The organism is Acinetobacter sp. MYb191 (genome assembly GCF_037572605.1).
In the GTDB taxonomy this organism is placed as follows: Bacteria; Pseudomonadota; Gammaproteobacteria; order Pseudomonadales; family Moraxellaceae; genus Acinetobacter; species Acinetobacter johnsonii.
Window position 1 is genome coordinate 56,905 of the sequence record NZ_JBBGZP010000010.1, and the last position, 13,304, is coordinate 70,208.

A 13,304-nucleotide genomic window follows, 5' to 3' on the forward strand; every position below is an offset into this window, starting at 1 on the left:
ATGTGATTCTCTATTTAGATAAAGAATAAAGGCTGGATACCCAGCCTTTATTTAAATAATTATTCTACAGTGACCGATTTAGCGAGGTTTCGAGGTTGGTCGACATCTGTACCACGCAGGACTGCAACATGATAAGACAGTAGTTGTACGGGCACGCTATAAACAATGGGAGCCAATATTGGGCTAATGCTTGGTACATAAACCACATGCTGACGGTCTTTGGCTTTAATGCCGCTATTTTCATCGGCAAAGACAAAGAGTTCACCACCACGGGCTTGAACCTCTTCCATATTCGATTTGAGTTTATCGAGCATGTCATCTTTCGGTGCGAGAATGACCACAGGCATGTCATTGTCGACTAAAGCGAGCGGACCATGTTTAAGTTCACCTGCGGCATAGCCTTCAGCATGGATATACGAAATCTCTTTGAGTTTCAACGCCCCTTCAAGTGCGATCGGGAAATTCGTGCCACGACCTAAGAATAAGCAGTGCTGCTTCTCTACGAAAAGTTCAGATAAACGTAAAATTTCAGGGTCATTACGTAAGGTATCTAAAATCACTTTAGGGGTATGCCAAAGTTCAGCCGTAATCTCAGCCACATGTTGTACAGAAATGCTATTTTTGATCGTACCAATTTTTAGGACCAATAACATGAGTGCTGCAAGCTGTGTGGTAAATGCCTTGGTTGATGCTACACCAATCTCAGGACCCGCCAGTGTAAGCAAGCTATGATTGGTCTCACGTACCATAGATGATGTTGCGACATTACAAATAGTCATGGTGGTAATGTCAGCACCTTTTGCTGCAGCACGCTTTTGGGTATCACGCAGTGCGGCTAAAGTGTCAGCGGTTTCACCAGACTGTGAAATGCAAACATAAAGCGTATGATTGACAATGACAGGGCTGCGATAGCGGAATTCGCTCGCAATTTCTACTTGGCACGGTAGATCAATCAGTTGTTCAAACCAATATTTGGCAATCATCCCTGCATGGTAGCTAGTCCCGCAGGCAATGATTTGGATTTGCTTAATTTTTTGAAAATCAGCGACTGCATTGGCAAGAAAATCTTCACGCAGTGCATTGCCATCTAGGGCTTGAGAAATGGTTTGTTGAATTGCTTCAGGTTGCTCATAAATTTCTTTGAGCATGTAGTGCTTATATTCACCTTTAGATGCATTGCTGACGGCAGCATCTAATTCTTTGATTGGACGCTCGACCCGTTGACCAGCGACAAAAACTTCAATGCTATTGCGGGTTAAACGAGCAATATCACCTTCTTCAAGGTAAATAAAACGATTGGTAATAGGCAATAAAGCCAATTGATCTGAACTGATAAAGTTTTCACCAATGCCGACCCCAATCACCAAAGGTGAACCTTCACGCACGGTAATCAGTTCATCGGGATGGTCGGTATGTACAATACCTAGTGCATAAGCCCCTTTAAGCTGAGGCACGACTTGTTGCACAGCTTCCAGCAAGCTTGGAGTTGACTTTAAAGCATCCTTCACCAAGTGAGCGACCACTTCGGTATCGGTCTGTGAGGTAAATACATAGCCTAAAGCTTCAAGATCATCTTTAAGTTCTTGATAGTTTTCAATAATACCGTTATGGACTACAGCAACATCGCCTGAAATGTGCGGATGTGCATTATCTTCAGTGGGTTTACCATGGGTTGCCCAGCGGGTATGCGCAATACCCAGAGAACCGAGAATATTGGATTGATTAACGGCTTCTTCTAAATTTGAAACTTTACCGACACGTCTTTCGCGTAAAACTTGACCTTGATTGACCAGCGCTAAACCCGCAGAGTCATAGCCACGATATTCAAGGCGCTTTAAACCTTCAATTAAAATATTGGTAATACTACGTTCTGCAACGCCACCGACAATACCGCACATAATCTAATCCTCTTATTTCTTCATCTTTTGTGGACGTTGATAGTTTTCTTTTTCAACTTGCTTAGAGCGTTCTACCGCTAAACTATTCTCTGCAACATCACGGGTAATGGTTGAACCTGCACCGACGGTTGCCCCATTGCCAATCGTGACAGGTGCAACCAATGAACTGTTGGAGCCAATAAATGCAGCATCACCAATGATGGTTTTAAATTTATTTGCACCATCATAATTACAGGTAATGGTACCTGCACCAATGTTCGAGCCTGTACCAATTTCAGCATCACCTAAATAGGTAAAGTGATTGGCTTTTGAGCCAAGGCCAATGCTGGTGTTTTTAACTTCAACGAAGTTACCAATATGCACTTCAGCAGCCAGTTTTGCACCTGGACGTAAACGAGCAAAAGGACCAATCTGTGCATCTTCACCGACCATAGCATTATCAAAGAGGCTATACGGCTGAACTTTTGTACCTGCTGCGATCTTGGTGTTTTTGATGATACAACCTGCACCAATTTCTACATGGTCGCCGAATTCACATTCGCCTTCAATAATCACATTGATGTCGATGCGTACGTCTTGCCCAACGGTTAAATTTCCACGAAGGTCAAAGCGACTAGGATCAATTAAATGCACACCTTGCTGCATCAACTTTTTGGCTTGATCAGTTTGGAATTGGCGTTCTAATGCGGCGAGCTGAATACGATCATTCACTCCTTCAACTTCGAAGGCTTGTTCAGGCTCAACCGATGCGACTTGCATCCCATCAGCTAAGGCCATTGCTACAATATCAGTCAGGTAATATTCACCTTGCACATTGTTATTGCTGAGTTTAGGTAACCATTCGTGCAATTTGGCATTGCTGACACAGTAAATACCTGTATTAATTTCTTTAATCTGGTGCTGCTCTGTGGTCGCATCCTTATGTTCAACAATCGCCTGAATCTGACCATTCTCACGCACGATACGCCCATAACCGGTTGCATCGGCTAAAGTTAAAGTCACTAGACCAATGCCTGTCTCGGCAGTTGCATTGAGTAATTTTTGTAGCGTGTTTTGAGAGATGCAAGGTACATCGCCTGATAAAATCAGTGAGCTGCCTTCCTGCGGAAGGACTGGGAGTGTCATTTGCACTGCATGACCTGTTCCGAGTTGCTCAGCTTGTTCCACCCATTCAATCTTTTCATGAGTAAACGTTTCTTGAACTCGTGCACCGCCGTGGCCATAAATTGTAATAATATTGGCTGCATTTAATTTTTTTGCAGTGTCGATGACATGACCAAGTAAAGGACGTCCTGCAAGTGGTTGTAGTACTTTGGGTAAAGAAGAACGCATACGTGTTCCTTTACCTGCAGCAAGAATAATAACAGTCGTTGACATGTTGTAATCCTAAAAATGGCCTAAGCCACAGTGAAATAAAAATAAATCCAAATACAAAGTGCAGCCCATAGTCCTGCAATTAGGTCGTCGAGCATAATGCCAAAACCACCTTCGACTTTTTGGTCAATGACACGAATCGGCCACGGTTTCCACACATCAAAAATACGAAATAAAATAAAACCCAGCAGCAGCCAGAGCCAATTCATTTGCCCTAAATATAGAACAGGTAAAAAGGTGATGGACTGGCCAGCAAACTCATCCCATACAATACGCCCATCATCATGTACGCCCATCACTTTGGCAGTATGCCCACAGATATAAATGCCAATCAGAGACATGAGGATGATGGCAATAATGGTGTTGGATAAGCCAATTGCAAGCCAAATCGGGACAAACAGCAGCGCGAAGGCAGAACCAAACGTTCCTGGTGCTTTAGGTGCTAGTCCTGAGCCAAACCCTACACCGCAAAACACGATGAAACGGTCATACCAAGACATCTGACGAAAGAGGATAGGGGGCTTATGCAAAGTGTTGATATCCATTAAATTGCAAGGAATGGTCTAAGCCATTTTGTTGAAAACGCAGACCACTTTCGGCATCAATTTTTCCAATGATACTGATGCTGCTATGGTTTTGTTGTTGCAAAAGTTTTTCATAATTCTGCGGGCTTATTGTAAAGCATAATTCATAGTCATCGCCACCCGCCAAAGCATATTGCCATTGTTGTTCTCGTGTTACATCTTGTAGAGCGGTATTGATTGGCAATTGATCAAGTTGTAGGGTCGCGCCCACATGGGACGCTTTTAAGATATGACCGAGATCTTGTGCTAAGCCATCCGACACATCAATCATACTGTGCGCCAAGCCTTTGAGCGCCTGACCCAGTTCACATCGTGGGGTGGGGTAGTCCAAACGTTGTTGGAGAGGGTGGCCTAAGTGTTGCAAGGCAAAAGCAGCATCGCCGACCGTACCACTGACACAAATCAAATCACCCACTTGAGCTGCAGAGCGAGTGACGGCTTGACCGATATCGACCCAGCCCAGTGCAGTCACGGAAATAGTGAGATGTGGGCTTTGGGTGGTGTCTCCACCAATTAAACTCACGCCAAATTGATCACAGCAATCATATAAACCCTGACTAAAGCCTTTGAGCCAGTCATGATCAATTTGGGGTAAGCTCAAGGCCAACAAAATACTCTGAGGTTTCGCGCCCATTGCGGCGATATCAGATAAATTGACTGCGGCAGATTTCCAGCCAATCGCATGGGGGCTGGTATCAAGCGGAAAGTGACGTCCAGCAACCAAGGTATCGGCACAAATGACCAATTGTTGCTGTGGTGGTGGGGTGAGCAAGGCTGAGTCGTCACCGACGCCTAAATCGACAGAATGAGGACTCTTACGATTAAAATAGGTATCAATGATCGAAAACTCAGCCATACAACAAATCTACTACTGTGAGTTCGCTTGTTGCTTTTCTGCTGCACGTAAAGTTGTTGCTAAACGATCTAATACACCATTGATGTATTTATGGCTGTCTGCACCGCCAAAATGTTTAGCAAGCTCGATCGCTTCGTCTAAAACCACGCGATATGGAATTTCAAGGTGTTCCTTGAGTTCATATGCGCCTAAACGAAGGGTCGCAAGTTCAACGCCGTCAAGCGCAGAAACTTCGCGATCAAGCACAGGGATTAAGAGCGCATCCAATGCTTCATGATTGGCAACCACTTGGGTTAACAATTCATGATAATAGCTCAGATCCACTTTGTGCATGGCATTTTCCACACGCGTACGTGCTTCGATCTCATGGACTGGATTGTGGCTCATTTGCCATTCGTAAATTCCTTGTACAGCAAAGCGACGTGCTTTACGTTTTGCTGCATAAGTTGCTTGCAATGTTTGCGACATAGCGTTAAATAGCCTTTAACAAGTTAACCATTTCAATTGCAGTAAGAGCAGCTTCGCCGCCTTTATTACCTGCTTTTGTACCCGAGCGTTCAATCGCTTGTTCAATACTATCCGTAGTCAATACACCATTAATCACTGGAAGACCAGATTCTAGGCCAACCACGCCTAAACCTTTGGCACATTCACCTGCAACAAAGTCGAAGTGAGGTGTGCTACCACGAATCACAGCACCCAGTGCAATGATGGCATCGAAGCGTTCAGACGCCACTAATTTTTTAGCCACGACAGGAAGTTCCCACGCGCCTGGTGCATGAACAACAGTGATATTATCCTCTGATACACCATGACGTTTCAATGTATCAATTGCACCTTCTAATAGATGTTCGACAACAAAACTATTAAAACGACCCACTAAAATCGCATAACGGCCTTCGCTAGCGAGATGTAACATACCTTCAATACGGCGAATTGCCATAGCAACCTCGATGATTTTTTAAGTTGTTTGATGTGCGGTGATATATTCCACCACTTCTAAATTAAACCCAGAGAGTGCATTAAAGCGTAAAGGTGAGCTCAAAAGCTTCATCTTTTCTACGCCTAAATCACGTAAAATTTGTGCGCCCACCCCAATGGTTTGGTACTGCTGAGATAAAGCAGCATTGGATTTGGTTGGTTTTGGTGCTGTAAGGCTGTCTAGGGCTGGGCCTAAGTCTTGTAAATGACGCTGCCCAATCCAAACCAAAACCCCACGATCGCTGCTTGCGATTTCTTGCAGGGCCTTGTCGAGATTCCATGCTGGCTCACCGTCTTTTTTGTTGAGCTTGAGCAGGTCACGAACAGGGTTGAAACCATGGACACGAACGGTTGTTACTCCTTCTTTCGGTTCACCTTTCACCAAAGCCAAGTGTATATCTGGATTACCTAATTCGCGGTAACGATATAAGTCAAACGTGCCATATTCGGTATCAATGCTTTGCTGATCAATCCGTTCAACGGTTTGTTCATTGGTCATACGGTAGTGAATCAGATCCGCGATGGTGCCAATTTTTAAACCATGCTTTTCAGCAAAAATTTCAAGATCGGCACGGCGCGCCATTGTGCCATCTTCATTGATGATTTCACAGATGACCGATGCCGGCTCTAGACCCGCTAGGCGAGATAAATCACAACCTGCTTCGGTATGACCTGCGCGGTGTAGAACGCCACCAGGCTGCGCCATCAATGGAAAAATATGTCCTGGTTGAACGATATCTGATGGTTTGGCATGTGCCGCTACTGCCGTTTGAATGGTATGCGCACGTTCTGCAGGTGAAATCCCTGTAGAAATACCTTCCGCCGCTTCAATGGAGAGCGTGAAGTTGGTGCCATGTTGTGCGCCATTGGCATCGACCATCAATGGAAGATTCAATTGTTTACAGCGATCACGGCTGAGCGTTAAGCACACCAAACCACGTGCGTGGGTGATCATAAAGTTGATGTCTTCTGCGCGAACATGGGTCGCTGCGATAACTAAATCACCTTCATTTTCACGATCTTCGTCATCCATCAGGATGACCATTTTACCTGCACGGATATCTGCAACTAGCTCTTCAACGGTATTGAGCGGCATCAACCTTCACCTTCATCGTTGTCGCCATGGACGACATATCATTTGTTTTCATTGGCACATAGTTTAAGCTTTTTTCAGGCTTTTGCCTATGTGCGAATCATTTCCTTGAGTCGTCCATTGTTATACACAGTCAGTCCCAGCTTGAAAAGATGCCTTTATTTTAAAAAGCTGAAATGTGCTTAGTCTTTAAGCGATTGAAAAGCATAAAAAAGAACAATCTTATCGAAAATAAATCAATCAGCGTAGTAAATAAGGGGTCTAGACAAATGTTGTGCTATGGGCGGCGTGTGGTTGAGCGTTGGAGTACCTTCTTTTTTGAATTTGACCATTAGGTTCAGTTTTAGCAGGGTACTGCAACTAATGAATCAGACCGGGGTGGATATTTGCGTTCACTCATCGGGTGGAGGATGAGTCAAAAAATATTGAATATGCCGTCGCGAAAAACCATACGATTCGTCATCTATTTTTGATTTGTACTATAATTCTTCTTTTTTAATCCTCTGGATTATTTCTTCTGTGATGTCCTTACTTGCTCAATATTTTGCACAGCAACAATTTTGCGTATTGGTTGAATACTTAAGCGCACACCAAGCCCAGTGGTCTGTCAAAACTGAATTTGCAGGCTTTCCTGCGGCTATGGCGCTGGCCGATCGGGTACATGCAGATGATGATGAAGCACCTTTGCAAGTCGCCAAACAGTATCCACAAGAGATTGAAAAAGTCATTCACTTTTCGGGGAAGGCACGGGATATACAAGACTTGGAGCAGTTTTTGAAGAATGCAAAAACACAGGATCAAAAGAACTTGTTGCTCTTAACTGGCGATAAATTAAAACAGCACTGCTATAGCCACGACCTAGAACCCCGAACACGTTATTTGGAGTCGGTGAATGCTGTCATGGAAGCCAAACGCCAAGGCGGTTTTCATATTGGTGTGGCGTTTAATCCGTTTAAATATGCTGAAGCGGAAAAAGAGGCGCAATATCTGAAACTGCATAAAAAGATGAAAGCAGGGGCTGATTATGTGATTACCCAATTGGGCTATGACATGGCTGCTTTACAGGATGCGCATGCATTTTTAGTGCAGCATCAGTATGCTCAGAAAATGTTAGCCTGCGTCATGCCACTGACCTTGGCACGGGCTAAGTTTATGCTGAAACATAAAGTGGCCGGCATTGTGATCACCCCGCATATGTTGCAGGTGTTGCAACAGGAAAAAGAACAGGGTTTAAGTGATCGCGTCTATGTGCGCTGCGCATTACAGATTCTAATGTGTCGACATTTGGGTTTTGCGGGGGTGCATTTATCAGCTTGCCATCAGCCTGAAGAACAAAGCTTACTGGAGTGTTATATTGAAGAATATCGGCACTTGAGTTTTGCTGAGTGTGAACGACTTTGGAATACGCTTTGGCAGGTGCAAACTGGTACAGAGTTTCATCCGAAGCTGGCTTATTATTCACGGCCTGCGACCTCAAGTCAGATTATTAAATACCAACATCTGCATTTGATGCATGATGCTTTATTTGAATCTAAACTGGCCAAAGGCGTGGGGCGGTTTATTTTTAATTTCAATGTTTGGGATCGATCACGTGCTAAACAAGCGTTACTGAAAACAGAACATTTGAGTAAGCATGCAGTGGTGGGCTGTGAAAGTTGCGGTCAATGCCGTTTAGGTGAGACTCTGTATATTTGCCCAGAAACTTGCCCCAAAGGCTTGGCCAATGGGCCCTGTGGTGGAACCAGTTTAGACCGCTGTGAATTTGGTGATCGTGAATGCATTCATTCAGTCAAAGCACGCTTAGCCAAAGCCGTTGGACAAACCAAGATCTTAAAAGAAAAGCTGATTCCGACCGTGTCGATTGCGGTGCGTGGAACCAGCTCTTGGAAAAATTGGTATGTGGAGGCTGCTGGCTGAAATCAGCTGTCCTGATCCATGGCATTGGAATAGAACTTTTGTCCGAGTTTGATCCGTTCACGGCCTTGGCTCATGCGCCAGCGGTTGCTATCCCGCAGTGAATACACACAGCCGCAATACTCTTGTTGATAAAACTCTTCACGTTTGCTGATGTCCAGCATGCGTACCGCACCGCCATGTTTGCGCCAGTTGTAGTCCCAGTAGTGAATGCCTGCATAATGTGAAGCAGAACGGTGGCCACACTCATTAATCTGCTGCATATTCTTCCAACGGGAAATACCGAGAGAGCTGCTGATCAGGCTAAAGCCATGTTCTGCCGCATATAACGCTGTCCGTTCAAACCGCATATCAAAACACATGGTGCAACGGATCCCTTTCTCTGGCTCATTTTCCATACCTTTGGCACGTGCAAACCAGTTGTCTGTGTCGTAATCACAGTCAATAAATGGAATGTGATGTTTTTCTGCAAAGCGAATATTTTCTTCTTTACGAATCAAGTACTCCTTTACAGGGTGAATGTTGGGGTTATAGAAAAAGATAGAAAAATCGATACCTGATTCAATCAGGGTTTCCATGACTTCACCTGAGCAAGGCGCGCAGCAGGAATGCAAGAGCAGTTTGTCATGACCTGTGGGGAGGGTAAGTTTCTGACGTTCGAGCTTCGACATATTGAATGGTTTTTATCTATTTAAACCAGACAGTTTAAAACGTCTAACGAGCGGATCAACGGCGATTGGATGAAGAATTCTCAGGATGAGCTGATGAATTTTCATGATTAAAATCGACGTTGGCCGATGATGAAGACCTGTATTGAGCGCTGAAGATGAGTAGAGAGAGAACATTTGAGAGGCCCAAACTTGCATAATTGAGCGAGATTCGTCATCATTTATCCAAAGGGTGTTTAACAGTTGTGTTAGATAGGTATTCGTTGAAGGCGGGCCACTTCAACAGCAAGAAAGAGAGTATCTAGCTGTGCTTCATTTTTTTACTACGCCTTCCAATAAGGAATTGGAGTGTCGTCATAACTTTCAGTATGAGACCGATATGCGTTTGATCCAACGCTGTAAATTCCTTGAAGATCAAGATGAGAAAAAAGCCATTCAACATCTTTTAAAAGAACGGGGTTATACCAAAGCTGAGATTTTAAAGCTCACCATTGATGGTTAAATCTAAGATTTAAAAAAAGCTTCCTATTTTGGAAGCTTTTTTGTTTTTACATGTTCTGTTTGGCTTCTCACCAGTTTGAGAGACAAGCGACTTTCTATTTGATATTTACATAATGCTTCACGTGGAACATAAAAAAGCCCCAAGACTAGGGCTATACGAAGTTTTACTCGCCAGTGCTTTATGTTTTTTCAGCGCTTTAGCCTGCTCAATTTGGATAGAAGATCAGAATCATCAGTTCTCAATATTTGAACTGAATTTAACTCAGGTACAAGAGCATGCTGCTTGCTGTCAAATGATTTCGCTATATCAAAGTAGAGATATCACAAGAGTTCGATGCATAGCCACGAGTTAAATAGGACAGTTGGTGGGCTGAATTCGGTCGTTGTACCTCTCAAAAACTGAAGGAATCACGCTTCAACCTAGGAATGACCAAGAGATAGTCTTAAAAGTCATCCACAGTTATAAAAGAAAGCCTTACTTCTCGATTGGCGCTCATGCACGGATCATGAAGATTGTGAATTTGAATGCTTAAATTTTTTCACTCTCTGTAAATGGGGCGAGTGTTTTTGTTGCAGATCATAGATATTGAGATGAAATAAACTAATTAAAAATATATTAAGGTGAAAAAAAATAAGTAAATCTCGCTTTTATAGGGTAAGCTATACCGTATTCATCAAGATTAAAAAATTGGGCCGCGCCAGATGTTAGAACTCCGCCATTTAAAAACCTTAACCGCTTTAAGAGAGCATGGCTCATTGGTGGCTGCTGCGGGAGACCTATGCTTAACGCCTTCAGCTTTGTCGCACCAGTTGCGTGAGTTAGACCAGTGGTTTGGGGTGGAGGTGGTGAACCGTCGTAGCCGTCCCGTTAGCTTTTCTAATGTTGGACAGCGTTTATTAAAACTGGCTGATGAAGTATTGCCGCAGGTACAAATTGCACAAAGCGACATCACCCGTATTGTGCATGGTCAAACTGGACGTATTACTTTTTCCTCAGAGTGTCATAGCTGTTTCGATTGGTTAATGCCGTTGTTAAATCAATATCGCCAACAGTATCCCGATGTTGATCTGGACTTCGCTTCAGGTTTTGAGGCCAATCCGCATGAGTTATTGCAGACAGGTGAATTTGATTTATTGATTACGGCCGACCCGATTGCGTTAAAAGGGGTGGAATATTTCCCGATTTTTGAGTACGAATCGCGTTTGGTTTTATCCAACACCCATCCTTTGGTTCGTGCTAAAGATATTACCGTGCAAGAACTTGCAGAAGAAACCTTGGTGACCTATCCAGTGGATAAGCACCGTTTAGATATTATGTCGCGTCTTTTTATTCCGGCCAATATCCTGCCGAAACAGATCCGCACCACCGACCTCACCCAAATGTTGATTCAGCTGGTGGCCAGTGGGCGTGGCATTGGGGCATTACCTGATTGGGTGGTGAATGAATATGAACAAAAGGGTTGGGTGACTTCGCGTCGTTTAGACTGCGTAGCGCCTGAAGGTTTACGTCGTACCCTCTATGCAGGCTATCGTACTGAGGAAAAAGAGAAGGATTATTTCGAAGGCTTTTTAAAACAACTGGATAAATTTGCCAAGAAAAGAACGCAATATTACATCTAGTCGCTCTTGTTTTAAGGGGGAGGATCAGGGTTGCTGTATCCTCCTTTTTTGAACCCGTCAGCGCTTGTTATTTTTTGTGAAAAATGTGGCTCAGTGCTATAATTGTGCGCCTGATAATTTGTCAACTTTTAAACACTGATCATGATGATGCAACTCCACGTATCCCGCTTGAATATGAGCTTGGTTGATCAAGAATTATCAGCTATAGAAAAAATTCCTGCGATGCAACGCCGACGCTTATCGCGTCTTGCAAAGCTGGCTTTGAATAGCGCAATGCAGACTTTAGACGCCCATACGGTCGATTATATTGTTTGGGTGTCGCAATATGGCGATGAAGCAAAAACACTGAATATTTTAGAAGATGTGTTAAGCGAGCAAACTCCTTCACCGACTCAATTTTCAACCTCGGTACATAATGCAATTTCAGGCTTATATTCCATTTTATGTCAGGATGAGACACCTGCGACCAGTGTGGCGGGTTCGTGGAATGATGGGTTGATTGAAGCCTATGCGTGGTTAAAAACAAGGCCAGAAGCCCGTCAGGTTTTGCTGGTGTATTATGATGAAGCCTTGCCAGATATTTATATCGAGCATCAACCATTTGCTGCTTTTGCGATGGCCGCGATGATTTCATTAACGCCTGCCAATTTGATGTTGACGCCAAAGCATACGAATTCAACGCCAGCCTATCAGCAGGCTTTAGCATTTAACACGTTTTGGACTAATCCTGAGCAAACTGAATCTGAAGCGTGGACGAAATGCTGAAATTAAATCGGATTAAGCAAAAAGCCAATTATGCATGGCGCGTTGGGGCGACAGGGTTTAGCTTTGCCAGCTTTGGTTTAGGTGGCGTGGCGATTGGTGGTTTGATTGCACCACTGGTCAAGCTGAGTTCAGCAGACCTTGAGCTTCGAAAGCAGCGCACTCAGAAGGTGATTAAGCACAGTTTTAAAGGTTTCACCGAAATGATGGTGAAACTGGGCATCATGACCTATACAGTTGAAGGCTTAGACAAACTACAGCACAGCCAGCAGGAGTTGGTCATTGCCAATCATCCGACACTGATTGACGTGGTGGTTTTAATTGGTTTAATGGAACAAGCAAACTGCGTGGTTAAGCAGGCGCTGTGGTCAAATCCATTTACCAAAGGCCCTGTGCAAAGCGCAGGCTATATTTTAAATGCAGGTTCTGAACAATTTATTCAGGACTGCGTACAAAAATTACAGCAAGATCATGCGGCGTCCTTATTGATCTTTCCTGAAGGGACGCGAACAGCAAAAGGTGAGCAGCTAAACGACTTTCAGCGTGGTGCGGCCAATATTGCCCTGCGTGCCGGTGTGCCGATTCGCCCTGTACTGATTAGCTGCACGCCATCGACCCTGACCAAAAATGAAAAGTGGTATCACATTCCAGAACAGCCTTTTCATATCCATGTGAAAGTGTTGGATGCGATCCGAGTGGAAGACGTATTGGATGATGTAACGGTCAATCCCAAAAATGTGCGTCAATTAAATCAACAATTACAGTGGTTTTTTAACCAAGAGTTATCCCTAAATGAGCAATCTTGCTGATGAATTAAAGCAAATGATTATTGATGTCCTCGCCCTTGAAGACATCCGTATTGAAGATATTGATACAGACGCACCTTTGTTTGGTGATGGTCTGGGTTTGGACTCGATTGATGCTTTAGAATTGGGTTTGGCATTGAAAAAGCGTTATGGCATTCATCTAAATGCAGAGTCTGCAGAAACCAAAGAACATTTTAAATCAATTCAAAGCTTAGTGGCTTTGGTTGAAGCACAGAAAACAGCATAA

General features: G+C 43.9%; 14 protein-coding genes. 6 read left to right on the forward strand and 8 right to left on the reverse strand.

All coding sequences use genetic code 11. The features are described 5' to 3' along the window. Positions 1–59 precede the first annotated feature (59 nt). From glmS to ribBA, 7 genes are read right to left on the reverse strand one after another with little or no spacing between them, the layout of a single operon-like run. Positions 60–1,898 carry a glutamine--fructose-6-phosphate transaminase (isomerizing) gene (glmS, locus tag WH214_RS05685; protein ID WP_339993011.1) on the reverse strand — a complete coding sequence of 613 codons (1,839 nt, stop codon included), beginning with the start codon at positions 1,896–1,898 and terminating at the stop codon, positions 60–62. A 12-nt stretch (positions 1,899–1,910) separates the two neighbouring features. Beyond that, positions 1,911–3,275: a bifunctional UDP-N-acetylglucosamine diphosphorylase/glucosamine-1-phosphate N-acetyltransferase GlmU gene (gene glmU, locus WH214_RS05690; RefSeq protein WP_339421903.1), complete on the reverse strand. Its 1,365-nt coding sequence runs from the start codon at positions 3,273–3,275 to the stop codon at positions 1,911–1,913. Between the two features lie 20 nt (positions 3,276–3,295). After that, positions 3,296–3,817 carry a phosphatidylglycerophosphatase A family protein gene (locus WH214_RS05695; RefSeq protein ID WP_004983912.1) on the reverse strand — a complete coding sequence of 174 codons (522 nt, stop codon included), beginning with the start codon at positions 3,815–3,817 and terminating at the stop codon, positions 3,296–3,298. Then, positions 3,795–4,712, reverse strand: coding sequence for a thiamine-phosphate kinase (thiL, locus tag WH214_RS05700; protein ID WP_339421902.1), 918 nt, complete (start codon positions 4,710–4,712; stop codon positions 3,795–3,797). The genes WH214_RS05695 and thiL overlap by 23 nt, the downstream gene beginning before the upstream one ends. A gap of 12 nt (positions 4,713–4,724) precedes the next feature. Next, positions 4,725–5,180 carry a transcription antitermination factor NusB gene (gene nusB / locus WH214_RS05705; protein ID WP_004983920.1) on the reverse strand — a complete coding sequence of 152 codons (456 nt, stop codon included), beginning with the start codon at positions 5,178–5,180 and terminating at the stop codon, positions 4,725–4,727. A 4-nt stretch (positions 5,181–5,184) separates the two neighbouring features. Then, positions 5,185–5,655 (reverse strand): 6,7-dimethyl-8-ribityllumazine synthase, encoded by a 471-nt coding sequence (gene ribH, locus WH214_RS05710; protein ID WP_004684294.1) that lies wholly within the window; start codon positions 5,653–5,655, stop codon positions 5,185–5,187. An 18-nt stretch (positions 5,656–5,673) separates the two neighbouring features. Beyond that, on the reverse strand, positions 5,674–6,789 hold the full coding sequence (gene ribBA / locus WH214_RS05715) for a bifunctional 3,4-dihydroxy-2-butanone-4-phosphate synthase/GTP cyclohydrolase II (protein WP_004983924.1): 1,116 nt from the start codon (positions 6,787–6,789) through the stop codon (positions 5,674–5,676). A 519-nt stretch (positions 6,790–7,308) separates the two neighbouring features. Here ribBA and WH214_RS05720 point away from each other — a divergent pair. Further along, complete coding sequence (locus tag WH214_RS05720) at positions 7,309–8,703, forward strand: methylenetetrahydrofolate reductase C-terminal domain-containing protein (protein ID WP_339421901.1); 1,395 nt, start codon at positions 7,309–7,311, stop codon at positions 8,701–8,703. A gap of 2 nt (positions 8,704–8,705) precedes the next feature. On the opposite strand, the gene WH214_RS05725 is transcribed toward WH214_RS05720, so the two are convergent. Beyond that, the gene (locus WH214_RS05725; RefSeq protein WP_159126969.1) at positions 8,706–9,371 is read right to left on the reverse strand and encodes an epoxyqueuosine reductase QueH; all 666 of its coding nucleotides are present in this window, start codon (positions 9,369–9,371) and stop codon (positions 8,706–8,708) included. Between the two features lie 376 nt (positions 9,372–9,747). Between WH214_RS05725 and WH214_RS05730 the strand changes: the two genes are divergently transcribed. From WH214_RS05730 to WH214_RS05750, 5 genes are all read left to right on the forward strand, one after another. Then, positions 9,748–9,870, forward strand: a complete 123-nt coding sequence (locus WH214_RS05730) for a hypothetical protein (protein WP_004684300.1) — start codon at positions 9,748–9,750, stop codon at positions 9,868–9,870. Positions 9,871–10,571: 701 nt separating this feature from the next. Further along, positions 10,572–11,489, forward strand: coding sequence for a LysR family transcriptional regulator (locus WH214_RS05735; protein WP_004684302.1), 918 nt, complete (start codon positions 10,572–10,574; stop codon positions 11,487–11,489). 144 nt (positions 11,490–11,633) lie between these two features. Continuing rightward, the gene (locus tag WH214_RS05740; RefSeq protein ID WP_339422960.1) at positions 11,634–12,254 is read left to right on the forward strand and encodes a beta-ketoacyl synthase chain length factor; all 621 of its coding nucleotides are present in this window, start codon (positions 11,634–11,636) and stop codon (positions 12,252–12,254) included. Next, the gene (locus WH214_RS05745) at positions 12,248–13,060 is read left to right on the forward strand and encodes a lysophospholipid acyltransferase family protein (RefSeq protein ID WP_005012583.1); all 813 of its coding nucleotides are present in this window, start codon (positions 12,248–12,250) and stop codon (positions 13,058–13,060) included. The genes WH214_RS05740 and WH214_RS05745 overlap by 7 nt, the downstream gene beginning before the upstream one ends. Next, positions 13,044–13,304, forward strand: coding sequence for a phosphopantetheine-binding protein (locus WH214_RS05750; RefSeq protein ID WP_005012584.1), 261 nt, complete (start codon positions 13,044–13,046; stop codon positions 13,302–13,304). Before WH214_RS05745 ends, WH214_RS05750 begins: the two co-directional genes overlap by 17 nt.